The sequence below is a fragment of the Weissella thailandensis genome (genome assembly GCF_005405465.1).
GTDB lineage: Bacteria > Bacillota > Bacilli > Lactobacillales > Lactobacillaceae > Weissella > Weissella thailandensis.
The window spans coordinates 39,651-63,952 of record NZ_BJEC01000008.1 but is presented as its reverse complement, the minus strand read 5'-3'; the positions used below and the strand labels follow the sequence as shown (position 1 = coordinate 63,952).

The 24,302-nt window shown below is 36.6% G+C and carries 30 protein-coding genes; 24 read left to right on the top strand and 6 right to left on the bottom strand.

All coding sequences use genetic code 11. The annotated features are described in order from the left end of the window. Nucleotides 1-66: 66 nt before the first annotated feature. The 6 genes from FFM62_RS04970 to FFM62_RS04945 all read left to right on the top strand — a co-directional run bounded on the left by FFM62_RS04970 (nucleotide 67) and on the right by FFM62_RS04945 (nucleotide 4,342). The gene (locus FFM62_RS04970; RefSeq protein ID WP_115471120.1) at nucleotides 67-420 is read left to right on the top strand and encodes an MmcQ/YjbR family DNA-binding protein; all 354 of its coding nucleotides are present in this window, start codon (nucleotides 67-69) and stop codon (nucleotides 418-420) included. A 157-nt stretch (nucleotides 421-577) separates the two neighbouring features. Continuing rightward, the gene (locus FFM62_RS04965) at nucleotides 578-1,336 is read left to right on the top strand and encodes an alpha/beta hydrolase (protein WP_115471119.1); all 759 of its coding nucleotides are present in this window, start codon (nucleotides 578-580) and stop codon (nucleotides 1,334-1,336) included. A gap of 129 nt (nucleotides 1,337-1,465) precedes the next feature. Next, nucleotides 1,466-1,930, top strand: coding sequence for a GNAT family N-acetyltransferase (locus FFM62_RS04960; protein WP_170178054.1), 465 nt, complete (start codon nucleotides 1,466-1,468; stop codon nucleotides 1,928-1,930). Nucleotides 1,931-2,497: 567 nt separating this feature from the next. Further along, nucleotides 2,498-3,445, top strand: a complete 948-nt coding sequence (locus FFM62_RS04955; protein WP_115471117.1) for an NADP-dependent oxidoreductase — start codon at nucleotides 2,498-2,500, stop codon at nucleotides 3,443-3,445. A 123-nt stretch (nucleotides 3,446-3,568) separates the two neighbouring features. Next, nucleotides 3,569-3,991 (top strand): cytidine deaminase family protein, encoded by a 423-nt coding sequence (locus FFM62_RS04950; RefSeq protein WP_115471116.1) that lies wholly within the window; start codon nucleotides 3,569-3,571, stop codon nucleotides 3,989-3,991. 57 nt (nucleotides 3,992-4,048) lie between these two features. After that, the gene (locus tag FFM62_RS04945) at nucleotides 4,049-4,342 is read left to right on the top strand and encodes a HigA family addiction module antitoxin (protein ID WP_115471115.1); all 294 of its coding nucleotides are present in this window, start codon (nucleotides 4,049-4,051) and stop codon (nucleotides 4,340-4,342) included. Between the two features lie 790 nt (nucleotides 4,343-5,132). Here FFM62_RS04945 and FFM62_RS04940 read toward each other — a convergent pair. Then, nucleotides 5,133-6,152, bottom strand: coding sequence for a polysaccharide pyruvyl transferase family protein (locus tag FFM62_RS04940; protein WP_115471114.1), 1,020 nt, complete (start codon nucleotides 6,150-6,152; stop codon nucleotides 5,133-5,135). Nucleotides 6,153-6,390: 238 nt separating this feature from the next. Between FFM62_RS04940 and FFM62_RS04935 the strand changes: the two genes are divergently transcribed. From FFM62_RS04935 to FFM62_RS04925, 3 genes are all read left to right on the top strand, one after another. Then, nucleotides 6,391-6,873: a Dps family protein gene (locus FFM62_RS04935; RefSeq protein ID WP_115471113.1), complete on the top strand. Its 483-nt coding sequence runs from the start codon at nucleotides 6,391-6,393 to the stop codon at nucleotides 6,871-6,873. 167 nt (nucleotides 6,874-7,040) lie between these two features. Then, complete coding sequence (locus tag FFM62_RS04930) at nucleotides 7,041-7,808, top strand: threonine/serine exporter family protein (RefSeq protein WP_115471112.1); 768 nt, start codon at nucleotides 7,041-7,043, stop codon at nucleotides 7,806-7,808. Next, nucleotides 7,809-8,249 (top strand): threonine/serine exporter family protein, encoded by a 441-nt coding sequence (locus FFM62_RS04925; RefSeq protein WP_115471111.1) that lies wholly within the window; start codon nucleotides 7,809-7,811, stop codon nucleotides 8,247-8,249. Between the two features lie 73 nt (nucleotides 8,250-8,322). Here the strand turns inward: FFM62_RS04925 and FFM62_RS04920 are convergent, their stop codons facing one another. Further along, nucleotides 8,323-9,000 carry a DUF554 domain-containing protein gene (locus tag FFM62_RS04920; RefSeq protein WP_115471110.1) on the bottom strand — a complete coding sequence of 226 codons (678 nt, stop codon included), beginning with the start codon at nucleotides 8,998-9,000 and terminating at the stop codon, nucleotides 8,323-8,325. Nucleotides 9,001-9,119: 119 nt separating this feature from the next. Beyond that, the gene (locus FFM62_RS04915) at nucleotides 9,120-9,398 is read right to left on the bottom strand and encodes a PspC domain-containing protein (RefSeq protein ID WP_115471109.1); all 279 of its coding nucleotides are present in this window, start codon (nucleotides 9,396-9,398) and stop codon (nucleotides 9,120-9,122) included. A 118-nt stretch (nucleotides 9,399-9,516) separates the two neighbouring features. On the opposite strand from FFM62_RS04915, the gene FFM62_RS04910 reads away from it, so the two are divergent. The 4 genes from FFM62_RS04910 to FFM62_RS04895 are packed head-to-tail and all read left to right on the top strand — an operon-like array spanning nucleotide 9,517 to nucleotide 11,980. Next, entirely contained in the window at nucleotides 9,517-9,840 is a 324-nt protein-coding gene (locus tag FFM62_RS04910; RefSeq protein ID WP_115471108.1) for a PadR family transcriptional regulator, read from the top strand. Then, nucleotides 9,830-10,465, top strand: a complete 636-nt coding sequence (locus FFM62_RS04905; protein WP_115471107.1) for a DUF1700 domain-containing protein — start codon at nucleotides 9,830-9,832, stop codon at nucleotides 10,463-10,465. Before FFM62_RS04910 ends, FFM62_RS04905 begins: the two co-directional genes overlap by 11 nt. Next, nucleotides 10,458-11,399 carry a DUF4097 family beta strand repeat-containing protein gene (locus FFM62_RS04900; protein ID WP_115471106.1) on the top strand — a complete coding sequence of 314 codons (942 nt, stop codon included), beginning with the start codon at nucleotides 10,458-10,460 and terminating at the stop codon, nucleotides 11,397-11,399. The genes FFM62_RS04905 and FFM62_RS04900 overlap by 8 nt, the downstream gene beginning before the upstream one ends. Nucleotides 11,400-11,416: 17 nt before the next feature. Continuing rightward, complete coding sequence (locus FFM62_RS04895) at nucleotides 11,417-11,980, top strand: DNA-3-methyladenine glycosylase I (protein WP_115471105.1); 564 nt, start codon at nucleotides 11,417-11,419, stop codon at nucleotides 11,978-11,980. Between the two features lie 259 nt (nucleotides 11,981-12,239). Here FFM62_RS04895 and FFM62_RS04890 read toward each other — a convergent pair whose 3' ends face one another. After that, nucleotides 12,240-13,139 (bottom strand): YihY/virulence factor BrkB family protein, encoded by a 900-nt coding sequence (locus FFM62_RS04890; RefSeq protein WP_240005916.1) that lies wholly within the window; start codon nucleotides 13,137-13,139, stop codon nucleotides 12,240-12,242. Between the two features lie 174 nt (nucleotides 13,140-13,313). Between FFM62_RS04890 and FFM62_RS04885 the strand changes: the two genes are divergently transcribed. The 10 genes from FFM62_RS04885 (at nucleotide 13,314) to FFM62_RS04845 (ending at nucleotide 20,451) form a co-directional block, all read left to right on the top strand. After that, entirely contained in the window at nucleotides 13,314-13,727 is a 414-nt protein-coding gene (locus tag FFM62_RS04885) for an SAG1386/EF1546 family surface-associated protein (RefSeq protein WP_115471103.1), read from the top strand. Nucleotides 13,728-13,857: 130 nt separating this feature from the next. Continuing rightward, nucleotides 13,858-13,980: a hypothetical protein gene (locus FFM62_RS10390; RefSeq protein WP_261789490.1), complete on the top strand. Its 123-nt coding sequence runs from the start codon at nucleotides 13,858-13,860 to the stop codon at nucleotides 13,978-13,980. A 21-nt stretch (nucleotides 13,981-14,001) separates the two neighbouring features. Continuing rightward, nucleotides 14,002-15,243: an MFS transporter gene (locus FFM62_RS04880; RefSeq protein WP_240005915.1), complete on the top strand. Its 1,242-nt coding sequence runs from the start codon at nucleotides 14,002-14,004 to the stop codon at nucleotides 15,241-15,243. A 148-nt stretch (nucleotides 15,244-15,391) separates the two neighbouring features. Continuing rightward, nucleotides 15,392-15,679 (top strand): PadR family transcriptional regulator, encoded by a 288-nt coding sequence (locus FFM62_RS04875; protein WP_240005914.1) that lies wholly within the window; start codon nucleotides 15,392-15,394, stop codon nucleotides 15,677-15,679. Further along, nucleotides 15,669-16,502: a DUF1129 family protein gene (locus tag FFM62_RS04870; protein ID WP_115471101.1), complete on the top strand. Its 834-nt coding sequence runs from the start codon at nucleotides 15,669-15,671 to the stop codon at nucleotides 16,500-16,502. The genes FFM62_RS04875 and FFM62_RS04870 overlap by 11 nt, the downstream gene beginning before the upstream one ends. Before the next feature lie 125 nt (nucleotides 16,503-16,627). Further along, on the top strand, nucleotides 16,628-17,128 hold the full coding sequence (locus tag FFM62_RS04865; RefSeq protein ID WP_115471100.1) for a YbaK/EbsC family protein: 501 nt from the start codon (nucleotides 16,628-16,630) through the stop codon (nucleotides 17,126-17,128). A gap of 84 nt (nucleotides 17,129-17,212) precedes the next feature. Further along, the gene (locus FFM62_RS04860; RefSeq protein ID WP_115471099.1) at nucleotides 17,213-17,455 is read left to right on the top strand and encodes a single-stranded DNA-binding protein; all 243 of its coding nucleotides are present in this window, start codon (nucleotides 17,213-17,215) and stop codon (nucleotides 17,453-17,455) included. 48 nt (nucleotides 17,456-17,503) lie between these two features. After that, nucleotides 17,504-18,178, top strand: a complete 675-nt coding sequence (locus FFM62_RS04855) for a type 1 glutamine amidotransferase (RefSeq protein WP_115471098.1) — start codon at nucleotides 17,504-17,506, stop codon at nucleotides 18,176-18,178. Nucleotides 18,179-18,449: 271 nt separating this feature from the next. After that, complete coding sequence (locus FFM62_RS04850; protein WP_115471097.1) at nucleotides 18,450-19,337, top strand: SDR family NAD(P)-dependent oxidoreductase; 888 nt, start codon at nucleotides 18,450-18,452, stop codon at nucleotides 19,335-19,337. Between the two features lie 235 nt (nucleotides 19,338-19,572). Beyond that, nucleotides 19,573-20,451, top strand: coding sequence for an SDR family NAD(P)-dependent oxidoreductase (locus FFM62_RS04845; RefSeq protein ID WP_165845899.1), 879 nt, complete (start codon nucleotides 19,573-19,575; stop codon nucleotides 20,449-20,451). A gap of 127 nt (nucleotides 20,452-20,578) precedes the next feature. Here the strand turns inward: FFM62_RS04845 and FFM62_RS04840 are convergent, their stop codons facing one another. Beyond that, entirely contained in the window at nucleotides 20,579-22,021 is a 1,443-nt protein-coding gene (locus tag FFM62_RS04840) for an ABC transporter permease subunit (protein WP_115471095.1), read from the bottom strand. Continuing rightward, a complete protein-coding gene (locus tag FFM62_RS04835) occupies nucleotides 22,021-23,328 on the bottom strand; it encodes an ATP-binding cassette domain-containing protein (RefSeq protein ID WP_115471094.1) in 1,308 nt (435 codons plus the stop codon). Before FFM62_RS04835 ends, FFM62_RS04840 begins: the two co-directional genes overlap by 1 nt. 169 nt (nucleotides 23,329-23,497) lie before the next feature. Between FFM62_RS04835 and FFM62_RS04830 the strand changes: the two genes are divergently transcribed. Then, complete coding sequence (locus FFM62_RS04830) at nucleotides 23,498-24,076, top strand: TetR/AcrR family transcriptional regulator (protein WP_115471093.1); 579 nt, start codon at nucleotides 23,498-23,500, stop codon at nucleotides 24,074-24,076. Nucleotides 24,077-24,302 lie beyond the last annotated feature (226 nt).

Sequence of the window (24,302 nt, the reverse complement as noted above, 5' to 3'; positions counted from 1 at the left end):
GGCACTAAAAATAATGATACTATCGAGAGTATAAGTTGGCGTAGTAATTAAGGAGGGGGGTAAAGAATGAACCGTACTGAAATTTTTGAATATGTTAAAAATAAATATCTTACAGAGCCAGAATATCTTTGGAAGAAGTATCTGAGATATGCGGTATTGCGGCATCAAGATAGTAGAAAATGGTATGCCATTATTATGGACGTGGATAAAGCAAAACTTGATGTGCCAGAAGATACTGGTGTCGAAGACCTGATAGATATTAAATTACCCCCAGAAACCATTTCTAACTTACATGAATTTCCTGAATTCTTACCTGCTTATCACATGAATAAGACGCATTGGATTTCTGTACGTTTAGAATTGGCAAAAACTGAAGAATTAACTAATTTGATTGATGAAAGTTTTCACTTAACAGAATAAAAAACTGCTGGTGCTATTAGGTGACATTAACAGCGATTTTCATATGATGTTTTATTTTTTTGTGTAATGCTAAACAGGCTAATAATCATAAGGATTACTATTTTTTCCAATCCATTATTTTATCTGTTATTTAGCAATCTATAAAGGAGTGGTTTTTATGATTAAGAAATTAGTTATTAGATATAATAATATCGAACTTAAGGCTAGGCATTATTTTTCAAATATATCAACTAACAAAAAGAGTCCGGCAATAATTATTAGTCATGAATTTGGTACTAATATGTTTTCAACAGCTAGATATGCTAGATATCTATATAAACTTGGGTATCATGTATTTATCTTTGATTTTTCAGGTTCTGGATCAGGATTCAGTAAGGGCAGAAAATCAACAGAGATGTCTGTATTGACTGAAAAAGAAGATCTACTTGCTGTCATAAATTATGTCAAGTCATTAGAAATAGTGGACAACAATAAAATTATATTAGGTGGTTGTTCACAAGGTGGTCTAGTCACAGCATTGGTCGCCTCTGATTTAAAAGAGTCTATTGAAAAAATATTTTTACTATATCCTGCCTTTTCTATTCCAGATGATACTAAGCGAGGTAGTATATTAGGTAAAAAAATTGATTTGAACAGTATACCTACTTCTTTCAGAACAATCTATGTTAAATTAGGAATGAAATATGTGAATGATGCGTTATCATTAGGCCCTTGGGAACAGATTAAAGACTATACTGGACCAGTATTTATTTCGCATGGAGATAAAGATTCAATCGTAGACGTTAATTATGCAATTAAGGCGCATAAAATATATAGAAATTCAGTTCTACAGCTAATTAATAACGGGCGACACTTATATCTATTTTCGGCTAAAAAAAGAGCCTTGCAGGGCATAAAAGAATTTTTAGAGGATTAATTTAAAAAATCAAGACCCTAACTTATTAATGTTGGTACCCAGCAACACTGGCTGGAAATGGCTATAATTGTAATTATAGTTATAGCGGTAATTACAGTTGCTTTCGAAAATAACTTTGAAGGAGTACATATGAAATTAATCCCATACTCTGAACAATATACCCAACAGATAAATGACTATGTTCTGAAAGATGATTATTATTCTAAACAGCCTAAAATAGCTGTGGAGCAAGTTACCCAACATAACAATAGTCTGCCCATACTTGCGTTTAACAGTGACACGTTAGTTAGTTTCTTTGTTTTAGATAATGGCATCAAGAAAACTAATTACATAATGGAAAACAATACGATTTTGCTTAAAAGTTTTTCAACAGATTCAAGATATGTTGGGCATGGCTTTGCATCTCAAACATTGAAAGCACTGCCCGATTTTATTAAAAATATTTTCCCTAAAACAGAGTCAGTTGTACTAGGAGTTAACCAAAATAATTTGCCTGCTATCAAGTTGTATAAAAAATGTGGCTTTCAAGATACTGGCCGTAAATACTTAGGAGAAGTCGGCTGGCAACTAATATTTGTGTTACCGTTGAAATAACTTATTTTAAAATGTAATTTTTCAGGATTCATTTTTGAAAAATAGATGCCGATTATTTTTACGTATAATCACCAGAAATAAATTTATTTAAAAGGTAAGTCCTAATGGATAGATAGAAAGAACTGTATTTAAAAGCAAAGGTTGTAAACTATGCACAATAATAAAAAAGTTACTAAGTTTGTTGCCTTATTAGGAATATGGATTATATTTATGCTATTAGTCATATTTTATGATAGATTATCCGCAGTATGGATAATATTTCTATCAACAGCACCTGTTTTTGTATTAAAGAAAATTGATAATTATTTCGATAAAAAATAGAGATAAAGTAAGAGTCATATGATCTCTAAGAAACAACTATAGAGTCCCATAAAAGATGACAGAAGAAATGATATAAAATTTTTCCAGCAACTTTTAGGGGACTATAACAGGAAATCAGCGATTGGATCGGTATGGTTTTTTCTGATTTGGGGCAAATCATGGCATTTTTACAGTGAGCAAAATGTTTGCCTCAAAACAAGTGACAGTGTTATCGTCAATTACACATAACGGAGGCGAGATTCAATAATGAAAGCAATTGTGATTGAGAATTACGGTGAACCAGCTGAATTGGTTGAAAGGAATCTACCAGTACCCCAACCGGCAGCAGACGAAGTTTTGGTTCAAATTAAAGCTACTAGCGTCAACCCAATCGACTGGAAGGTTAGACGCGGATACATGAAAAGTCAGTCTTCCTGGAAGTTTCCAGTAGTGTTAGGTTGGGATCTTGCTGGCGTAATTGCTAAAGTCGGGTCCAATGTTCACAACTTTCAGGTTGGTGATGAAGTTTTTGCGCGCCCTGACGGCCCTGATATAAAAGGTGACGGTACACGTGGAACTTATGCAGAATATGCCGTAGTTAAGGAAAATCAGTTAGTTTTGAAACCAGCTCAATTATCTTTTGCCGAGGCGGCATCAATTCCATTAGCTGGACTGACTGCCTGGCAGGTTATAGTAGATCGTTTGCACGTTCAAGCAGGCGATAAAGTCTTAGTTCAGGCTGGTGCTGGTGGAGTTGGGATGTTTGCCATTCAGATTGCTAAACATTTAGGTGCGTATGTAGCAACAACAGCTAGCTCAGAAAACACGGAACTGCTGCGCCAGCTGGGTGCGGATGAGGTGATTGATTACCATCAGCAGGAAATTACCGCTGTTTTACATGACTACGATGCAGTTTTTGATACGATTGATCAGATTCCGGCGGGGTTAGAGATTTTGAAACCAACAGGCCGGTTAGTAACGATTGCCGGACAACCGACTGAAGCACAACAGGTCGCCCATCCTTCAGCCTCAAGCTGGTGGCTACAACCCAATGGGAAACAACTTAAACAGTTAGCAGCGCTAGTCGAAGCTGGTGAGCTGAAAGTTGTGATCGACAGTAGTTTTCCGTTGACTACTGAAGGACTGCAGGCTGCCCACAAACTTAGTGAAAATGGACATACTCATGGAAAAATTGTGATCACAACTAATCAATGAATATAAAGAAAAAGTCGTTTAGTCACTGCGTATTTGCAGGAACTAAACGGCTTTTGTTTTTTAATGTGATAAAATCTTAATCAACTAATGCTGGAGTTAATTTTACATAGAGGGTCAAGTATTATGGATAAATGGGAACAAATGTACTTAAAAGCAAAGAAAGAATATTATCCGGGCGATATCACGCCATTTATTTACGCACATAATGTTGTTAGTGCTATTGAAGCGGAGAATGGGGAAATATTTACTGGCTTTTGTATTGAAAGTTGTAGTGGTGTTTGTAATTTGTGTGCGGAACGAGTAGCGGCACTCAATATGTACGTTAATAGTGGACAAACGCATATTAAACGGGTAATAGCTTTTCGAGATAAAGCGCCTGTTGAAGGTGAAAATAATAGTTTACCCTGTGGTGCTTGCCGTGAGTTTTTAATGCAGCTAGATATCAAAAATAAAGATACAGAGATCTTAGTGGATTATGAAAATAAAAAGACGATAACTTTAGAAGCATTAATGCCACATTGGTGGGGTTTATCTAGTCAGGTTTAATAGGTATAAAGTAATTTCTGAAATAGTTGATTATCATCACTAAAAGGAGTGAGTATTATGAATGAAATCCCAACACCAAAAATTAGTGAAATATTGAGAGAAGAGTTTATGGAACCATTGAATTTTTCTGCCTATGTATTAGCAAAGGAAATTAATGTGCCAACATCTAGGATACAGGATATTTTACATGAACGACGACAAATAACACCTGATACTTCCGTAAGGTTAGGTAGGCTTTTTGGAGTTTTTGATCGTTATTTCTTAAACTTACAGAATGATATAGATATTCGTAATCTTGAAGAAGAAAAAGAAAATGAGTACAGCCAAATTCAACAATATCAATTTGGTTAGATTCAAAAGGGCCACACTTAGAATAAAAAGTGTGGCCCTTTTGAATAATTAATAGTCCATGACTTGCTAATAGGAGCTAAATTATTGATATAAAAGCAGCTTAGTGTATTAATTCGAGTTGTTTAGTGATTATTTTATTGAATGATTATAGCTGTTGTTATACATATCAGAACGGGTACTATCATGAATTAGCTGACTTATTTGTCATATTCGTTCCACCAATCTATAATTTCTTCTTTCGTCTCTAATCTGACTCTTGGAGTTAATTGGGCGATTCTCCGTATTCTCCGCTTTGCCTCTTCAATGGCATCTTCTTTACCATTCACCATTCCTAATCATCTCCGCCATATCTTCTTGACTAACTTCTTTTCTTGGTATTGATCGTGTGGCTGCGTCTAATTCTTTATTTAATTTTTCTTTTTCTGAATCTTGCATATTTTAGCACCTCGTTATCGTATTAAGTACAATGATTTTTATAAGGCCATTAAAATACTGTCATTCATACTACTTTTTAATGTGTCTAAACTCGTTGATACCACTTATAACGCTAATTACCCCCACAATAATGGCGATAAAATCTATCCAAAAAATTACAGAATCTGTTGAATGGTCAAAAAGAGAAAAAAGTGAAGGAATTGCCAGTAAATTGATGTGAAAAATATATTTAATATCTATTGATTAGCGTGTTTAGTACACATAATATAACTAATTGGTTATCAAAATATTTGCTATATAAAAACCTCCTGAAAGGATATTTCAGGAGGTTTGTCTTTATTAATTTATTCTGCGCTCAATCTTCAGCATAATGAGAAATGGTGTCACGCAATTGCTGGAAGCTTCTTTTAACATCATAACTATGCCGTTTTTGAACGATTAGACTTTGCATCAGCTTCTTAATGCGTTCGGTATCTTCCTCATCAGTGTAATCAATCCAATTAACATATTCTAACCAGTCCATATAGGCATGCTTACCTTTACCGTAGCTATTACCAAATAGCAGGCAAGGGGTACCGGTTAGTACTGAAAATACCATCGCGTGCCAACGATCAGTAATGATAATGTTTTGGTGTGAAAATAATTCTAACTCTGCTTCATATAATGTTTCACGGGTGATTGGCGTTATTGTTGATGGCTCATCTAGAACCGTATCAACACGTTCGACAGGGAGAGTCTCATCTAAGAGATTCTTCACATTATCAATTGTGGATTGCTTGACCACTTTTTCAGTATCATGACGCAATACAAATAAAGCACCATTGCGTTTAAATTTCCAATCAACTGAATTCATGTATAATACCATGTCAGGTGTGAAAATAACGGGATTACGGAAGGTTCGTTGCATACGATGAAAGCTTTGTGCATCGCGGGCGACTAGTACAAGGTTTGGATTTTTACTGTAGGCCTCTTGACTCTTCTTCTTTTCAGCGGCACCGTCTTCATTGTCTTCAAAGTGGATTGACTGCGGAAAAGAAATGGTTAGATTATCGGTGAAGGTTGAGAAGACTTTTCTTCTGGCTTCTTCATGGTTATGATACAAGTTTCCCATATTACCACCACCAGTGAAGGCAATGATATCCCTTGGTTGCAGATTTTTTTGTACCACTGGAATTGCGGCATCATCATCCTCTTCAATAATTTCGATGTATTGGTATTCAGGAAACTCGTTCTCAATGTACTTTCTTTCGGCTAGTGCGACCGCTTGATCCCCCATATTCGTGTAGCTGGGCACACCGAACATATAAAATTTTGGTCGGTCGTTATTTGGTAATTCATGCGCGACTGTGATTGTATCTATATAAAAATTTGCCATATTTAAATTCCCCCGTAATTGTTACGTTATTTAAGCATTCAAATTTCGTTACACAATACCTACTACCATATGGATATTCGCAAGTCCATTGTACAATACTTAACAAGAGGATACGTGGATAAACGTTTTTATCGTGTTGTAGAAAGGGTAATCATCTTAATAATGGTTAATAGTTGAATTATAGTTTGAAAGGACTTACACTTGCCGTGAACATATGAATAATGTGAGGGGAGATATTATGAATCAGAAGTATGATTATCCTAGAACACGTGCTCAGTTGAATCAATTGGTTGCTGACTTGTCTCAAATACAGACCAACGTTCATCAAACTCACTGGTATATGCGGGGTAAACAATTCTTTAATTTACACCCACAGATGGATGAATTTAATGAGGATTTTGCCGGTGAGCTTGATCAGGTTGCAGAGCGCTTGATTGCCTTGAACGGGGCACCATTTGCAACAACACATGAATTTATCGAACACACCGGGCTGCCGGACGAACATATTGATTTTGGACAGTATGATTTGCCAGATTTAATGCAACGTCTGGTTGACCAATTCAGGTATCTAAGAGATCAATTTCAACAAGCGATTGATGTGACCGATGATGAGAATGATCAACCAACGCAGGATATGATTAACGGTTTCAAAATCGATATTGATAAGAAGATATGGATGTTATCTGCATACCTAGAGAAGGGTCCTTTTGACGGTGACTAATTTTCTAAGAGTCCATCATTTATATTAATTAAAAGTTTATAGCAGAAAAGCTGGCACAGAGAATGTGTCAGCTTTTTTATGCTCTTTTTTGTTACATGAGCTTTGTATAAAATATTATTGCCGTATGATATGATTTATTTACTAAATGAGTTTGTGGGGAAACAGATATGGTTGAAAAGCGTTTAGAAAATATCATGGATGTTTGCGGACTGATTGCGAAAATATTGCTTGAAAGTGGTGCCGAAACAACCCGAGTCGAGTCGACCATTGCGTATATTGGTCAAGCAGCGGGCATTGATCTTAATTGTCATGCAACCATGACAGCAATATTTATTAGTACAGAAAGTGGTGCGACAACACATCTTGTGAAACCGAATGTGTCGGTGTTTAACTTGCAAAAAGTAGATGAAATCAATTCACTTTCCCGTCAGTTTTCTGCTCATGAGATTGATTTTGATGAATTAGAACGTAGCGTGCGTAATGTTGACCACCAAGTGATTGATTTTACTTGGTTAGAGAAGATTATTGGTGCTGGTTTAGTTTCGGTGGCCCCGATGTTGTTATTTAAAGCGACTTGGTCCGACCTCGCATTAGCTTTTTTCGTGGGGATTGTTGGTTATCTTGCTTCACAATGGGGCAGCAAACATTCAAAAGCGCCATATTTAAGTGTTATTGTGGGTAGCTTAGTCATTGGCTTATTAGCTAATTTGTTACAGTATGTTGGCATTGCAGATAGTGCTGCTAATATTATCATTGGTTCCTTGATGCCCTTAGTGCCCGGGGTACCACTAACAAATTCTTTACGGGAAATTATTGACCGTGATATTTTATCTGGTCTTGTTCGAGGTATAGATGCTATTATGATTGCTGGTTCAATTGGTATTGGTACTATTGTGGGTAGTTTTATGGCGCACATATTAACAGGAGGCATCTAGATGGAACTCGCATTACAAGTTATTGTTAGCTTTTTATCAACGATTGGCTTCGGCATTATTACTAATGTGCCCCGTCGCGTGTTGTTTTTGGCGGGGTTGACAGGTGCTTGCGGTTGGACTGTTTACCTATTAACGGCGCAGGTGACTAGTAATATTATTCTGCAAAACTTTTTGGGTGCTTTAACTATTGGTTTGCTAGCGAATATTGTTGCCGTTCGGATTAAAGCACCGGTCAACATGTTGTATGTGCCTGGCTTGGTATCACTTGTGCCTGGAATTGTGATTTATACGAGCCTTAAAGAATTTACGTTGGGTAATTATATCAATGCTGGGCGTAATTTAATTAGAACGCTAGTCATTGCGTTTGCGATTGATATTGGCTTTGCGATTGCGGAGGCCATTTTTAGACGTGTGCGCTACCACGTTATGCATAAATCCTAAATTTTTAATACAAAAAGGCCGAGACAAACTAAAATGTCTCGGCCTTTTGCTATCATGATACAATTTTAGGTTATTAAATAAAGTGCATGATACCTAACACGATAGGTGGCACCAATAATGCTGGTAGCAAGTTCAATGTGTTGATCTTTTTGATTTCCAACACACTAAGACCAGAAGCTAAAATCAAAATACCACCAATAATTGTGAGTTCATTTAGTAGGGTTGTACTTAAAGCGGATTGGAATAATAATGCTAAAAGATATAGACCACCCTGCCAACAGAATAGGACAACTGCTGCCCACATGATACCCAGACCAAAGGTGGCGCTTAAAACGATAGAAGTGATAAAGTCTAAACCACCGTTAGTTAATAGGAAGGTATAATCATGTTGTAATGCCGCTTTGATGGGTCCCAATATGGAAAGTGAGCCAAAACAATAAAGCAAAATAGCGGTTGCTAGTCCTGTCGACAAATCACTATTTGTAAATTTTTGAACGGTGTAATCAAATCTGTCCTGAATATTAATGGCTGTGCCGACAATGCCACCAATTGCTAAGCTGATAATAAAAAGGACGGGTAATGTACTTTGATCAAATGGTTTAATGACGGCATGAATACCAATGACCATGGCAGATAAGCCAATTGCTTGCATTAATACCGTATGATATGCAGGCTTAATATATTTCTTGGTTAAGCTACCGATCAGGCTGCCCAGGATGATCATGGTCACATTAAAAAAAGTACCAAACATAGGTTTGCTCCTTGAGGGGATAATTATTAATACATTTTAAGCAATAAAGGGGATGGAACATTTACTTTGTTCCATCCCTTTAAAAAGCTATTATTTAATTTAATTGCAGTCAGTTTGCTTTAAATCTCGTTATCTTCGTCAGGAGTAACGTCACGACGCTTGTCTTCAGCATTTTCATCAAAACGATACTTGTACTGATGCTTAGATGGTGAATCTGGCATGATAAATACGGCGATAATATAGATGAAAATAAATGGGAAGAAGCCCGTAAATAGGGTTGCCGCAACAAAGAGTAGACGGACGAGTGAAGCGTCTAAATCAAAGTACTCTGAAATACCTCCAAGAACACCACTTAGGACACGATCATTTGATTTTGTTAATTTCTTATCTTTAGCCATAATATTTCTCACTTTCTCATAGAATAACGTGGGAATTAAAACACTTTACAGACAAGTTTGTATTCCCTATACTTGTATTATATTATATGACTTATAGTATTGTAAAGGAAGTTGAATTATGTCAATGCAATTATCAAGTGATCTGATGGATGGACTGGTATTGGCGTTACTTTCTAAAGAAGATTTATATGGTTACTCACTCACAAAGCAAGTTCAGGCGCGTTTTGCGGTATCTGAGTCAACAATGTATCCTGTGTTACGTCGTTTAAAAAAACGTGATTGGGTGACAACGTATGATGAACCTTTTGAAGGACGCAATCGTAGATACTACAGTATATCTGACTTAGGTTATCAAGAACTGGGGCGTATCCAAGCTGAATGGCGTGATTTTAGTAGTAAAATTAATGATTTGATGCTAGAAGGGGACGCTAATGGAAAATAGTATTTATTTTACTCAGGTGAAGACTTACTTACAGCAATTAAATGTGGATGAACAAGAGGACGTGATTCGTTTTTATCAAGAATACGCTGCTGATGCGCGGTTATCTGGTGAGCGATTAATGTCAGAATTAGGAACGCCAAAGCAATTGGCTCGTCGTATTTTAGTCGACTATTCATTGCGCCTTGAAGAGGACGACATACATAATAAACCAGCGCATGAAAATACGCGTCAAGAGCGACAAAATTGGATTAAGCAAGAAATTAATTTGATCAGCATTGTGTTAGAAGGATTATTAACCTCAATTGTTTGGGTACCTGCCATGTTGCTGATTTTAGTGTGCTTGTTTGCAACGGTGGGTGTTGCAGCGATTGTCATTGTCGCTTTGATTTATTATTTATTGACCGGACTATTTCAAATTATTGGTGGGATAGCTGTGCTACCTAGCAATTGGGCAACTGGTTTATACCAAGGTGGTATCGGGTTAATTATTGTTGGCCTGCAATTTGTTGCCTGGCCAATCGGTGTGACCATTATTCGTACGGTCTTTAGAGCGTTGATGCGTTTTGTGAAGTATATTGGCCGCCGCTTTTCACACAAAGGTAAAGAGGTGACCCATCATGCATAAAGGATTTCGATTTATATTAACGGGCTTCATTGTGATTTCTTTTGGTGTCATTATTATGATTGTTGGTCTGGCTCATGATGGTCAAAATAATTTAGGTTGGCACAATGGTCATTTTGAAGTTTCGCAAATTAAATCCGTTCATCATAAAGTAAAGGCTGTGAATAAGGTCGATGTTGAAACGGCAAATGTACCGGTTACCGTTCAAACGGGTAATCAAAAGAAGATTGAAATTAATGGTCGTATTACTAATCCTAAATTTTTACATGTGACAAGAAATGGTAAGCAATTAAAGGTTCGCTATGTGCCCAACCAAGAAAAGGGTTATGAGGTAGGATTTGGTAAACATGAACCAGAAAAGTTGATTATCAGTTTACCTAAGGATAAAAAATTATCTGAGTACAGACAATCATCCATGTATGGTGCCATGAATATTGCAGATTTACATGCAAAGCGTGGTGCAATCACAGCGACAGCGGCAGATATTCAGATGAGGGATGCACAATTACAAAATTTGTCTGTTGCTGCTCATGATGCCAAAATTTCATTAAATAACCTGCAGGCTAGTCAAACAACAATGAATAGCAGTAATAGTCAGGTTAATACTAATAGTTCAAATCTTGGTCGTTTAAAGTTATCGGCAGACGGTAGTCGGACAACGCTACAACAAACCACAGTTGCTGCCAGTGCTATTCAGGTCAATAAAGGGAACGTTAAATTGGTCGATAGCCAACTAACAGGCCATAATATTATGACAATTATGGATGGTTCATTAAAGGCTTCAGGGTTGGCTGATATTGGTTTGCAAATGCAAGCATCTGCTGGTCGCGTGAAGGTTGATGGCACGAATTATGGGAATAATTATTTGAACAATGATCAGATGGCTGCTAATCAATTCAATGTAGATGTTTCAGATGGTAATATCACGATTAAATAGGGGTACGGGGGTTCTAAATGACTTTGAAACGTTGTCACTGGGTTGATGAAGATGATCCGCTAATGGTGCAATATCATGATACGGAATGGGGTCAGCCAGAACATCGTGACCAGATGTTATTTGAGTTACTTAGCTTAGAAACGTATCAAGCAGGATTGAGTTGGCGAACGGTTTTACATAAACGTCAGGCATTCCGAAAAGCCTTTGCGAACTATGATTTAGAGCAAGTAGCTCAATATGACGAGGTGCAGGTTGCTTCGTTAATGCAAGACGCAACGATTATCCGCCATCGTTTGAAGTTACAGGCTACTATTAATAATGCACAAACAATTCTAGCACTACAGAAGGCAGAAAAAAGTTTCAACCAGTGGTTGTGGTCATTCGTTGATCAACAGCCCATTGATCATCAAGTGGTGAATTATGAAGATGTACTGGCAACAGATGAGCTAGCAATTACTGTGTCTAAAGCCATGAAAAAGGTCGGCTTTAAATTTGTTGGTCCGGTTACGGTTTATTCTTTTTTACAGGCAGCAGGATTGATCAATGATCATGAGATAACTTGTCCGAGTCATGGATCATAATGAATACAAATAAAGCACTAGCAATGTGGGATTGCTAGTGCTTTATTTTTGCTATTGATGTAGGGTATACAAAATAGCTTCGACCACAAACACGAGAGTAAGAAATGTTCATGGATATATTTTAAGGAGTAGGTTGTAGGTTAGTTGGGCCTACTGGCTAAGTCTTCTGACTTAGTGTTCTGAGTCTGTTACATATAGTTAAATGGAATACTTCCCTCTTAACGACTACTAATATAGCGCAAATCATCCGATAACACAACTATTTTTTGCTATTTTTTCCTGAATTCCGGAAAATTAGCTTTAACATATACCAGTTACTTGCCCTTTCACCATGTCGTGGCGGAAATAATTCTTCCAAAACTGCTGTCACCATGGTACCAATCAAGGCAGCAAGGGCAATAAAATTGATCCATAGTAACAAAATGATAGCTGAACTTAATGCCTGATAAAACGTAAATGCACGGGCGGCAAAGTCAACATACCAACCAAACGCTTTGGCAAGCCAGATGACTAGTGTAATTTGTACTATTGTTCCAATAGAAATCCAAATTAGACGCGGTCGTTTAATCGGTAAAAGTGTATTAAATAAAAAAGCACCAATAAATAATCCAATAATGACGACGACACGTTTAGCGGATTCAATTTGATAAGTTATCTGGCTACTAATTGGTAGGGCCTCTAAAACATTTGTTCCGACTGAGGCGATGATTAACAGCACACCAATAATAGCTAGAATAATTATTAGCCAAAACATTGAAACGAAACGGTCAAAAATGGCGACACTATTAGGTTTAACATTATAAATACCATTTTGGGCAATTCGAATCGAAGAGACAACCCGGGATAGCGACCAGAGCGTAATAACGATGGAAATGGACAAAACACCAACACCATTTTGACTAAGAATCGATCGAATAACTGGATCAATAAATGTAAAGACAGACTCTGGAACGGCAGTCTGCGCGTATTTTAATGCGGTACCAATTGTTAGTCCTAGGTAAGGTAGTAAAGTACCTAGGATAACGATAGCTGGGAATATTGATAATAGGCCGAAGTAAGCGATTGATGAGCTGGCCGTGATGATATCAACACGAGTCACCACATCAATAATTGTCGCGATCAGTTTATTATTCATAAGATTTTTAAAAAAATGTTTCACGACTTCAATTCTCCTGATAAAATTGACCATAATCATTTAATTTTATCAAACAAATGGGTGGTTCGTACAATTAATTGTTTTTTAACCGCAATATAAGTCTAAAATTGTAAGGTAAATGCAGAATATCAGTATTCATGTTACGCTATTCACAATAATTAACAAAGGTGAGAGATTATGAAATCAAAACGTCCGTCACGGGTTAAATTTTGGACCGTTATTCTAATTGGTTATGTCGTACTATTTCTGATTGGAATTTCAATACCAGTTGTATATGGTGCCTTAACTAATAAGAATGATACACAACAAACGGCAGTTTCAAGTTCAAGTAAATCGAGCGCTAACAGTAGTAGTCGTGCATCAAGTTCAAGTCAGTCATCATCGACGAGTAGCTCAGTAGATAGTTCAACGTCAAGTAGTAAGTCGACAACATCTTCTAAGAAGAAAATTACTGTCCAAGTCGGTGAAACTGGGTATTCAATTGCCAATAAATACGGCTTAACGGTTGATGAACTACAGGATCTTAACCCATCAGCTGACTTAGAAAACTTGGTTGATGGACAGAAGTTGAAAATCAAAAGTCCTTCATAAAATTAGCCTCTTATTAACTTTTCCTAGCTTAACGGCTAGGAAAAGTTTTTTGTAACACAAAAGATACTTACGCACTACCATAAAGTGTGCTTAAATAGAAATCAGGCACTTTTAAAAAGTAGGAGGAGTTATGAACGAAGAAAAAGTTTCACCTAAAGTGATCTGGTCGATTGTCGCAGCGGCAATCTTGGGATTTTCAGGTATCTTAACGGAAACATCAATGAATGTGACGTTTCCAGAGTTAATTCAGTAATTTAATCAACCAATGGGGACAGTGCAATGGTTAACCACTGCTTATCTATTAGTGGTTACGCTAATGATGCTAACATCAGCACATTTCAATGCAATTTTAAGTAAGCGACAAACCTATATGATTGGTTGTATTGCCTTTGTATTGGGAGATGTTATCGCCATTGTTGCCCAAAACTTTTGGCTATTATTATTGGGGCGACTAATTATGGCGGTCGGAACAGGGTTTGCTTTGCCACTAGTCTTTAATATTATTTTTACTAGTGTGCCAATGTCACAACTTGGTAAATACATGGGCTTTGGAACATTGATTATTTCTTTGGCACCAGCATTAGGTCCGGTTTACGGAGGAGTTGTTACGTATACATTGGGTTGGCGAGCTATCTTTATGATTTTTTTACCCGTAGTAGTTATTTCATTATTAATTGGTTGGTTTAACTTAGATAAACAAAAGCCAAAGTCAAATAATCAATTTGCTTATGGACAATTTGCTTTGATTGGTATTTCCTTAGTATCAGCTATCTTAGCACTAGGAAAATTGCAATCAGGTAAATTAACAGCAACTATTATTATTTTAGCTTTGGTAGCTATTATTGCTATGGCCGGATTTATCAAGGTTGCTAAAAATGCAGAGAACCAATTAGTTGATATCAGTGTGTTCCGTAGTAAAGCTGTTGTGATGGCATTATTGATTTATGCAACGTCACAAGTTATCAACTTAGCTGTTAATTTTGCTGTACCACAATACAGTCAATTAACGCTTGGTACGACAACGATGATTGCCGGTTTGATTCTAATGCCTGGTTCATTGCTAGGTTCATTAGTTAACCCCATTTACGGAGCAATGTACGATCGTTTAGGGGCAAATAAGCCGTTAACTTGGGGCTCACTTGCTTTCTTAGCTATCATGATTATTTTCTCAGTGATGGCACCAAGTATTGCCACGATTGGCTTAACTGTTGTTTACGCATTGTTTACAGTGGCACGAAACCTAACGTTTAGTGTTGCTATGACCGCCGGGGTAGCTGAAGTAAAGCCACAACAGGCTGGTGATATCAATGCCATCTTTAACACGGTGCAACAGTTCGTCGGAGCTGTTGGAACAACTGTTGCCGCCCTATTTATTCAAACAACTGGGACAACAAAGTCAGCAATTGCCACGCAGACAGCTACCGGATTCGGTCACTTGATCGTATTTAGTACAGTTATTGTTGCAATCAGTTTGATTTGGTTAGTTATCTTTATGAAGAACAAGACCGCAAAATAATGAGTGTTTTAACGACTAGTATGTTTTACATACTAGTCGTTTTTTGTTATGTTTCTAGTATGTTAAGCATACTAGCTAGGAGATAAAGCGCACGCGACAAGGTATTTCAAGCCAAATGTTAAAGGGCATTTTACAAGGAGTTATCTTAATGATCCTTAGTAAGGAACCAGAATACGGCTATAGTTTGAGTAAGAAAATGAATAGTTATGGATTAGAAGATATTCCAAAGGGGACGATTTATCCGTTACTAACGGCCATGCAAAAACGTGGGTTGATTGAAGGAAAAAACAAAGCTTCTGCTGTCGAGCCAACGCGAAAATATTATTTTATAACTGAAGATGGTCAAGCAGCCAAAAAAGAATTTATAAATGAAGGGTATCAATTACAGCAATCGGTTAATTTACTAGTGGAGGAGGAAGATCCTGATGGGTATTGAAGACAACCTAATTAAACAAAATAATCAGTTACGTGAACAATTAACTGGAGAAAATGAGAAATACTACAGTGATCTTTTGCTTTACATGCGTTTGAATAGCTTCATGAAAGATCAAGCAGCTATTGAATCAAATCTACTTGAAATCTTACAAGACATCATTGATGCACAACGCGAAGGAATGACAGCTGAACAATATTTTGGTAAAAATCCGCACGTCTTGGCCGATGAATTGTTGCATCAAGTCCCTAAAAAAGTCGGTGAAGTATTTAAACTTGTTTTGTATTTTGTAGGTGCGTACATGTTTTTTGCGTTACTACCAAGTATGATTTCAATTAATCCATCGATTGATATTGGTAATCTGATATTGACTGGCCTGTATATAGGTATTGTTGTGTTGGTGGGGCTTAAGTACTTGGGTCGAACCATCTATGGGGGACGTGTGACTGAAACAAAGAATTGGGTCCTGTTTTTAAAATTATGGTTGGTGATAATGATTGGCCTTGTGCCCATGATATTTATCCAAATGTATGCGACAACACCACTCCAAATTACTGTTGGTAACAAACTAGGAATTGGCATCATTCTATTTTGGCTGGTTATTGCGATGATTATTTTCTTCAAACAATCTGACAAAAGAACAGTACTGCCACTTGCTGTCTTTTCATTATTTTTAGGAATCCTTGGTATTATGACTCGTCTGCCAGGTGGAGTCAGTGATTTTCTTAGAAATACACAAGCAGGGCATACTACTCTAGGGATTACCTTGGGTATTGCACTGGTTATTTTTTGGATCGCAAGTGTATGGGTACTAAAGAAAAAATAGGCTTTTATACTAAAGAAAATTGGAGATTTTAACCATTATTGTTATCCTAGGTAAGCATAATTATTTAATTAGATGCGTGATGTATAGTGATATGGATAAACAAAATATACGAGGGGGGGACGTTTATGACTTTATCGACATATGAAGAAGCAATTGATTTCCTAAGGGGAAATGACATTCAGTACAATGAAGTAAAACATGATGCTGTTTGGACAATGGCTGAAGCAAGTCAATTAGAATTGCCGAATGATACGGTGATCAAGAATTTATTTCTTAAAAAGAGAAAGACCGCTGAATATTTTCTTTGTGTCGTTGTTGGTCATAAGAAAATTGACTTTAAAACTCTAGCACCACAGCTCCAGTTGAGTCGCAATAAGCTTAATTTTGCCAATGAAATGGACTTGGCAGACGTTTTGGGACTCCAGCCAGGCTTTGTGACACCACTGGGTTTGCCGCATGATACAAAACAACAAGTGACTGTTTTGCTGGATAAAGAGTTACAAAATGTTGATGCGATTGGTATCCATCCGAATACCAATACAGCAACTGTATTTATTAAGTATGATGATTTATTGAAAATTATCATGCGTTCACGGCATGAGATGGTTGTCGTGGATTTTGATTAGTTTGCCCGGTACCATTGGTAAGTGTGTAAAAATTTGATTTGAGTATATTTATCAAAAGATATGTTGTTATCTTAGGGAGGCACTATGAAAGAGAATATGAAGCCGATTTTTGATATCTTTGACACTAACCTACAAAAGATACAACCAGATGAAAAATTCTCGTTGCCTAGTTTGTATGGTGAATCAGAGTGGGATAAACTTTATATTGGCGACAAAGTAATGGCTGGTAATCAATTTTTACGACAGGTGCGACAGGGCTATTATCCAGATGTCAAAGAGCTACCGAAAGATAATCAGCATGGACGCCGTCAGTATCAGAAGAAATAGTGATTATTATATTGTTAATGACGACTTTTAGTGTGAAAAAGGAGTGTTATGCGAGTTAATATATTACAACACACGCCCAATGAAGGACCTGATTCAATTTTGGATTGGGCACGAGTGAATGGTCATCAATCATTCGTCTATCATCCCTATCAATTTGGTTATTTACCAACTGCTGATGAAACGGATTTACTAATTATTTTAGGGGGCCCAATGAGTCCAAATGATGATGTATCATGGATCAGCCAGGAACGAGAGCTTATTCAGGAACTGTTAGATAAGGATGTACCAATGTTTGGGGCTTGTTATGGTGCGCAACAGATTGCCAAAACGTTAGGATATAAAGTATCAGAAGCACCGGCTAAGGAAGTTGGTTGGGCACCTGTTTATCTGCAAAGTCACGTGATTCCAGATTTACCAGCAGAGTTGCTGGCATTACACTGGCACCAAGAGATGTTTGAGGTACCTAAAGAAGCAACATTACTGTTTTCGAGTGATGCGGTTAAAAACCAAGGATTTGTCATGAACCATCGTGTGGTAGGGATACAATTCCATTTTGAACCTCAGGACGATAATATCCGTGAGATGGTGGTTAATGATTTCCCGTATATTGAAGGTTCTATTCTTGGCCAAACGGCAACTGACATATTAAATATGTCAGTTCCGACTATTAATAAAGATGTTATGTTTAAGATTTTAGATTATATTACGGCTGGCAAAGACTAAATGGCGTTAAATTGCACATTAATTTTGTCAAAAATACCTTCTCAATTGATATCGGACTTTTTTATAGCTTTTACTTGTTTATAACTAACTGATTAGTTACTATAAAGGTATGAGAACAACAGATATTAACAAGATTAAAGCCATTAAAGAATCAGTACTTGGATGACAAAGGATTAGAGCAAATAAGTAACATGATTATAAAAGCTATTAAAAGATAGTTTTTGTTTTTATCATTAAAGACTAACTATTCAGTTAAAAGAAGAGGGGCTTTATGAGTGAAATTATTTTAATCACTGGTGCGACAGATGGAATAGGTAAAATCACTGCGACAGAACTGGCCAAAAAAGGAAATCATGTGATTATTCATGGCCGTAATGAACAAAAGGCTAAGCAAACTGTCGCAGAAATTAAGCAGCAAGCCAAGCAGGCACAAGTTGAGTACTTAATCGCCGACTTATTCTCACTGCCAGCAGTTAAACAAATGGCGGATAAATTTCAGCAAAAATATGATCATTTGGACGTATTGATCAATAATGCTGGTGCTGTATTGGATGATACTCGTAGGGAAACAGATGGTATTGAAAATACGATGGCCTTAAATGTATTAGCACCATTTTTGTTAAATCAACTTTTACTACCTAGTTTAGAAAAAAGTACTGACGGACGGATTATCAACATGTCTTCAGGTACGCACCGTCAGGCAAAACCAGACATGAATGACCTAAACTTAGAAAAAGAATCTTCAGGACAGAAACGATATGGGATTTCTAAATTGTTTGTGATTTGGAATTCACAACATTTAGCTGTTGAATTACAAAAACAAGGCATTACTAATGTGACAGTTAACTGCTCTCATCCAGGCGCAGTTGCAACCAAGTTTGGTCAAGATAGTGATAATGGATTTTTTGTTAATCTCATTTATAAAACAGCTTCGGCAGTTTCTAAAATTCCTGTTCTCGGTAATTTTGGGGCACCAGAAAAGGGTGCTGTAACTAATATTTATTTGGCTTCATCAGATGAAGTGAAGGGACTTACTGGTAAATTCTTTAATAATAAAAAGCAATTGGAAGAACCAGAAACCAAGGAATATACGCCAGCAAGAGAACAGAAAATTTGGAATTATTGCATGAAAATTTGTGCGCCGTTTTTAGAAGACTAAATGCAGATTATTTAGAAACAATCAAAGATAACAAAGGGGAGATGGATTATCGTGAAAAAGTTTATTTTTATCATAAGCCTGTTGGGGAATGCTGCTTTATTGTATCGTCTGAATGAAAACAAAAAGAGTATCTATGATTTGACCGAGCGTTAACATTTTTATAGACAAAAGTTTAATGAACATACAGATGATTATTAATATGAACGGATGATTTTTGTGATGTAAGGGGGAAATGATGCACATTAAGAACATTTTAGTTACGGGTGCTAATAGTGGCATTGGTTATCAAACAGCATTAACCTTGGCAAAACAAGGGCATCATGTCATCATTCATGGTCGTAATGAGCAAAAAGTTAACATTGCAGTGAATGAAATTAGAGAGCAGTCTGGCAATGAAAATATTGATAGTGTTATTGCAGACCTATCTTTAATGACCGATGTTAAAAAACTAGCGGAACATATCAAAGAAAAATATGGTTATTTAGATACGTTGGTTAATAATGCTGGTTCTCAAATGGGGAAAGAACGTCTAGTAACTGCTGAAGGTCATGAAAAAACAATGGCCATTAATACATTTGCGCCATTACTATTAAGCAAATTGTTACTACCTTTACTGACTCAAAGCCCTGACGGGAGGATTATTACCGTTTCTTCGGCTTCGTACAACCAAGGAACTAGTGATCAATATTTAGATGATATTGAATTAGAGCATAATTATGGATTTGGCCGGGCTTATGGTCTGTCAAAACTGTATGTATTGTGGCTAATGTGGCATTTAAATAATGAATTACAGGAAAAAGGCATTAAAAATGTCACTATTAATTGTATGGAACCGGGATCAGCTTTAACGAAGTTGGGTTCTGAACAAGCTAAAAATCGGCCATTATGGATGAAAATATTAATCGTTTTATGGTTGCCTATGATAAGAAATCCTAAAACACCAGGACAGACAAATGCTTGGTTGGCTACTTCAAATGAAGTTCGTGGTTTAACGGGAATGTTTTTTGATTCTAAAGGAAGGATTCAAAAAGAAAATCGTAAATATTATTCTTCCGAAAATGATCAACGTTTGTGGAATTACTGTATGAAGGTTTGTGAACCATTCTTAAAGTAACCGCTACCCGTTGATTATCAGTGAATAGTAACTTTGAATAAATTTTATCGGGCATCAAAAAAATCCCAGAATTCGTTTTGAATTCTGGGATTTCTTTATGTTATTAGCTAACAACTAATGAATTTAATTATAGTGGTAGGTCCTTCTTTTGGAAGATAACCGCTGAAGCTGCATACAATACAAATGCAACCCCACCTAATGCAAGTAATCCAATACCGAAATCACCATTACTCAAGATTTCATCTGTTTGGTACAAAGTTGTCAATGACACGTACTTTAAGTTTTCCAAACTATCACTTTGTTGAATAACCAAACTAATTAGGAAGAATGCGAATGGTAGACCGGCACCAAGAACCATGGCTTGATTTGAACGGTTAAATAGGGTACTTGCAAAGAATGAAATACTTCCCATTGCTAAGATTAGCAAGCAAGCACCAACGTTCAACCATGTAAATGTCTCAACATCGAACTCTAATGATTCATCAGACTTCAAAGCAGCGCTGACTTGTGATGAGTCAATTAATGTCTTTAATTGATCTTCAGGTACCTTAGTTGCCTCTGAAGCAGCCTTAATGGCCTTGTCATCCTTTAGCAAGCTCATATTATCACTAATATTGCTTTCTGATGTGTTCAAAGCTTTAGCACCAGCTGTTTGAGCTGTTGACATGATAATTGATGGGCTGGCTGGCAAACTCTTTTCAAGTTCTTTTTGCTTGTCAGCACTATCATTCTTAATCTCGTCATTAATAGAATTACGGTAATCACTTACGCTTTGTCCAGTGACTTTAGCACCAGCTTCCAAAGCATCATTATCGTTCATCATTAACTTAGGATTCTTAGATAATTCGTCTTGTGTAATTTCGATTGCTGACTTGCTCTTGTCAGTATCTTCATACTTATCTTTACGGTTATCGGTTAGCTTTTCAGCAGCTGCATCATAACTGTCACGCAAAATAGCTTGATCAAGGTATTGCTTATAAGCCTCTTGATCCATATTACGAGCTTCGGCACCAGCTTGGACAGCATACTTATCATCTTCAATCATGTATAAGTGGCTACGTACATAGCTTGGCTTGCGATCCATAGCATCTGCGGCTGCGTTCACATCTTCGGTCATTGGCTCACCTGTAACATTGTGATGTGTGACTTCAGAAACACCTAGACCAACACCAGTTACAATACCAAACATTAGGATGATTGAACCAATCATGTAAGCCATCTTCGTAAAGATAACAGTACTACGTTTTGTTGGTGTTGATAATGTGTAAGCCATTGAGCCACTATCAACTTCGTTAACCACTAAATTATTTGCAGAGAAGATAATGTAGACCAACCCCAATAAAATAGCAATTGACTTATAAAAGGTTTCTAGCGTTCCTAGGATCGAATCAAACCCTGATAGGACACTATCAAAACTTGTTCCTGAGGCTGCACTTGATAGCGCAGCAAAATCTTCAGGATCAAATTGAACAATAAATACACTTAATAGTGCACTGGCAACTAATGTAATGACGAGCCATAGCGTTCCATTAGAACGTACACTCTGTTTAAAAATAGCTTTACTAAACATTATGCCTCCTCCTTAAATGTTTGGTTGAAATAATCTTCAAAGGTTTGCTTGATTTCTTTGAAGAATTTAACTGGATAATGTTGTAGATCATTCATCAATTCGTTGATTTTTTGATCATTAACTTTAACAGTGACTTGGTTTTTGTCTGCTTTTACTTCTGCTAAGTCATAAGACAAGCTAGTGAAATGTTGAAAGCTTTCATTATCTTGGAAGGCAATCGTGAATAGCTTATCAGGATTATAGCGAATCTTGTTCATGTCGATACGACTAATGATTTTACCGTCTTTAATCATGGCCACGCGATCACAAGTTTCTTCCATTTCTTTAAAGATGTGACTCGACATAAAGATTGTTTTACCTAATGCTTTTTGTTCTTCAATTAGTTTAATGAAAGTATCACGCATCAATGGATCTAATCCAGTAGTAGGCTCGTCCATAATTAAAATATCAGAGTCGGCAGCGAAGGCAGCAGCTAAAGCTGTTTTTTGCTTCATTCCTTTACTCATGCTTTTAATGTTGGCTGTTGCATCAAGTTGTAATTCATCACAAATCTCTTGGCAACGTTCCCAACTACCATGACCTAACATCTCTATTTGACGCTTTAAGAAAACCTCACCGCTATTGTTACCAGGAAAGTTAATTTCACCAGGTACATAGGCAACCTTTTGTTTGATTTGCGCACTCTTTTTTGTAGCATCAAGGCCATCAATAGTAGCCGAACCACTATCAGGTTTAATGAATCCCATTAGGTTTCGAATGGTGGTTGTTTTACCAGCCTCTTTTTCAGCCAATACGAAATCAATAAAGCGTTCCTGCATCAATGGATCCAGGCCACTGGTTGGCTCGTCTAGAATCAAAATTTCAGGATCGTGCATAAATGCTGTCACAACAGCTAATTTACGCTTGGTACCTAAACTCATTCGTTTAATGACGCCTGAAGGATCTAATTCAAACATATCTAATAGGTAGTTTGTTTTAGTCATATCTGTGATTTGGCGTTCCTTAGCCATAAAATCAATAAATTGTGTACCAGTCATTCCGGAAGGAAAGGCTAGTTCACCAGGTAAGTAACCAACTTGGCGCTTGATTGCGTCGGCTTGTTTCCAAGCATCTTTACCGTCTACGGTGATAGTACCGTCCTGTGGTTTAGAAAAACCCATAATATGGCGGATAGTTGTTGTTTTACCAGCACCATTTGGCCCTAAGAAGCCGAATACTTCACCTTTGTTAACTGAAAAGGATACATCAAAAATACCACGTTTATGACCATAATCTTTGGTCACGTGATCAATATCAATAACTGCCATCTGTTTCCTCCTAACTTATTAATGTACAAATGATAACTTATTTACATATGTTCAACAACAAACTATAATATATTTAATAATCAATACAACGTACATTATTGTGCGAAATGGAAGATAATTAACAAAACATAAAACTTTGTTCAAAAAAATATTATAAGGGGATATCATTATGGATCAAAATTTAGATTTACGAGTTCAAAAAACGTACGAAGCATTAATGACAGCTTTTTTTGAACTATTAGAGGAAAAAAAGTTTGAAAAAATAACGGTTAATGAGTTGTGTCATCGTGCTAAGGTGCGACGCCCTACCTTTTATAAACATTTTGCAGATAAATATGCTTTTGTAAAATATGTTATTTATAAAACCCAACATGATTTACTGCAAGAAATTGATACCGATACTGATATTGAGAATCCTTTTGATTTTTTGTTGACTTGTTTTGAAAAGATGCTTGATATGATTGAAAAATATCAACAAGCCTTGTTCCACCTACAACCAGAAATTGAAAATGATTTTTCCTTTGAAATGATCGATACGCATGTACAACCAGAAATTGAAAAAAGACTGATTGCTTTTGGGAAAAAAGAAGCTATTCTATCCCAAGATATTGATTTTACTTGCCAAGTTATTTTAGGTATTTTTCGTCAAATTAGTCTTTGGTGGGTTAAACAAAGAGACGTTATTTCAAAAACAGAGGCACGTAATAAGATGGCGCAAGTATTACATTTGTTATTTCCCACTACATAAGTCACACTGATTGCTATTAGTGTACCAATGTTTAATTGTGGATGAAAATAAATGCACTTTTTAGATAAATTAAAAAAAGAAGGGGTAAGAAGAACCAATTGATTTTTCTTACCTCTTCTTTTTTAAACATTACAATCGGCTTCAAAGCGTTTTTAGTCACGCTCTGAATAAACGCGTTCCAAAAAACTGAAGCTCTAATGTAACGCAATTTACGTCATGCCTGTCC

Excerpts from the sequence above, each read along its gene's own strand:
- FFM62_RS04935 (WP_115471113.1), top strand. The coding sequence starts at position 6,391 with ATGAATCAGAAGTATGATTATCCTAGAACACGTGCTCAGTTGAATCAA.
- FFM62_RS10390 (WP_261789490.1), top strand. The coding sequence starts at position 13,858 with ATGAACGAAGAAAAAGTTTCACCTAAAGTGATCTGGTCGATTGTCGCA.
- FFM62_RS04850 (WP_115471097.1), top strand. The coding sequence starts at position 18,450 with ATGAGTGAAATTATTTTAATCACTGGTGCGACAGATGGAATAGGTAAA.
- FFM62_RS04845 (WP_165845899.1), top strand. The coding sequence starts at position 19,573 with ATGCACATTAAGAACATTTTAGTTACGGGTGCTAATAGTGGCATTGGT.
- FFM62_RS04960 (WP_170178054.1), top strand. The coding sequence starts at position 1,466 with ATGAAATTAATCCCATACTCTGAACAATATACCCAACAGATAAATGAC.
- FFM62_RS04955 (WP_115471117.1), top strand. The coding sequence starts at position 2,498 with ATGAAAGCAATTGTGATTGAGAATTACGGTGAACCAGCTGAATTGGTT.
- FFM62_RS04945 (WP_115471115.1), top strand. The coding sequence starts at position 4,049 with ATGAATGAAATCCCAACACCAAAAATTAGTGAAATATTGAGAGAAGAG.
- FFM62_RS04855 (WP_115471098.1), top strand. The coding sequence starts at position 17,504 with ATGCGAGTTAATATATTACAACACACGCCCAATGAAGGACCTGATTCA.
- FFM62_RS04905 (WP_115471107.1), top strand. The coding sequence starts at position 9,830 with ATGGAAAATAGTATTTATTTTACTCAGGTGAAGACTTACTTACAGCAA.
- FFM62_RS04930 (WP_115471112.1), top strand. The coding sequence starts at position 7,041 with ATGGTTGAAAAGCGTTTAGAAAATATCATGGATGTTTGCGGACTGATT.
- FFM62_RS04860 (WP_115471099.1), top strand. The coding sequence starts at position 17,213 with ATGAAAGAGAATATGAAGCCGATTTTTGATATCTTTGACACTAACCTA.
- FFM62_RS04910 (WP_115471108.1), top strand. The coding sequence starts at position 9,517 with ATGTCAATGCAATTATCAAGTGATCTGATGGATGGACTGGTATTGGCG.
- FFM62_RS04970 (WP_115471120.1), top strand. The coding sequence starts at position 67 with ATGAACCGTACTGAAATTTTTGAATATGTTAAAAATAAATATCTTACA.
- FFM62_RS04875 (WP_240005914.1), top strand. The coding sequence starts at position 15,392 with ATGATCCTTAGTAAGGAACCAGAATACGGCTATAGTTTGAGTAAGAAA.
- FFM62_RS04840 (WP_115471095.1), bottom strand. The coding sequence starts at position 22,021 with ATGTTTAGTAAAGCTATTTTTAAACAGAGTGTACGTTCTAATGGAACG.
- FFM62_RS04900 (WP_115471106.1), top strand. The coding sequence starts at position 10,458 with ATGCATAAAGGATTTCGATTTATATTAACGGGCTTCATTGTGATTTCT.
- FFM62_RS04940 (WP_115471114.1), bottom strand. The coding sequence starts at position 6,152 with ATGGCAAATTTTTATATAGATACAATCACAGTCGCGCATGAATTACCA.
- FFM62_RS04925 (WP_115471111.1), top strand. The coding sequence starts at position 7,809 with ATGGAACTCGCATTACAAGTTATTGTTAGCTTTTTATCAACGATTGGC.
- FFM62_RS04895 (WP_115471105.1), top strand. The coding sequence starts at position 11,417 with ATGACTTTGAAACGTTGTCACTGGGTTGATGAAGATGATCCGCTAATG.
- FFM62_RS04865 (WP_115471100.1), top strand. The coding sequence starts at position 16,628 with ATGACTTTATCGACATATGAAGAAGCAATTGATTTCCTAAGGGGAAAT.
- FFM62_RS04830 (WP_115471093.1), top strand. The coding sequence starts at position 23,498 with ATGGATCAAAATTTAGATTTACGAGTTCAAAAAACGTACGAAGCATTA.
- FFM62_RS04885 (WP_115471103.1), top strand. The coding sequence starts at position 13,314 with ATGAAATCAAAACGTCCGTCACGGGTTAAATTTTGGACCGTTATTCTA.
- FFM62_RS04965 (WP_115471119.1), top strand. The coding sequence starts at position 578 with ATGATTAAGAAATTAGTTATTAGATATAATAATATCGAACTTAAGGCT.
- FFM62_RS04915 (WP_115471109.1), bottom strand. The coding sequence starts at position 9,398 with ATGGCTAAAGATAAGAAATTAACAAAATCAAATGATCGTGTCCTAAGT.
- FFM62_RS04920 (WP_115471110.1), bottom strand. The coding sequence starts at position 9,000 with ATGTTTGGTACTTTTTTTAATGTGACCATGATCATCCTGGGCAGCCTG.
- FFM62_RS04870 (WP_115471101.1), top strand. The coding sequence starts at position 15,669 with ATGGGTATTGAAGACAACCTAATTAAACAAAATAATCAGTTACGTGAA.
- FFM62_RS04950 (WP_115471116.1), top strand. The coding sequence starts at position 3,569 with ATGGATAAATGGGAACAAATGTACTTAAAAGCAAAGAAAGAATATTAT.
- FFM62_RS04835 (WP_115471094.1), bottom strand. The coding sequence starts at position 23,328 with ATGGCAGTTATTGATATTGATCACGTGACCAAAGATTATGGTCATAAA.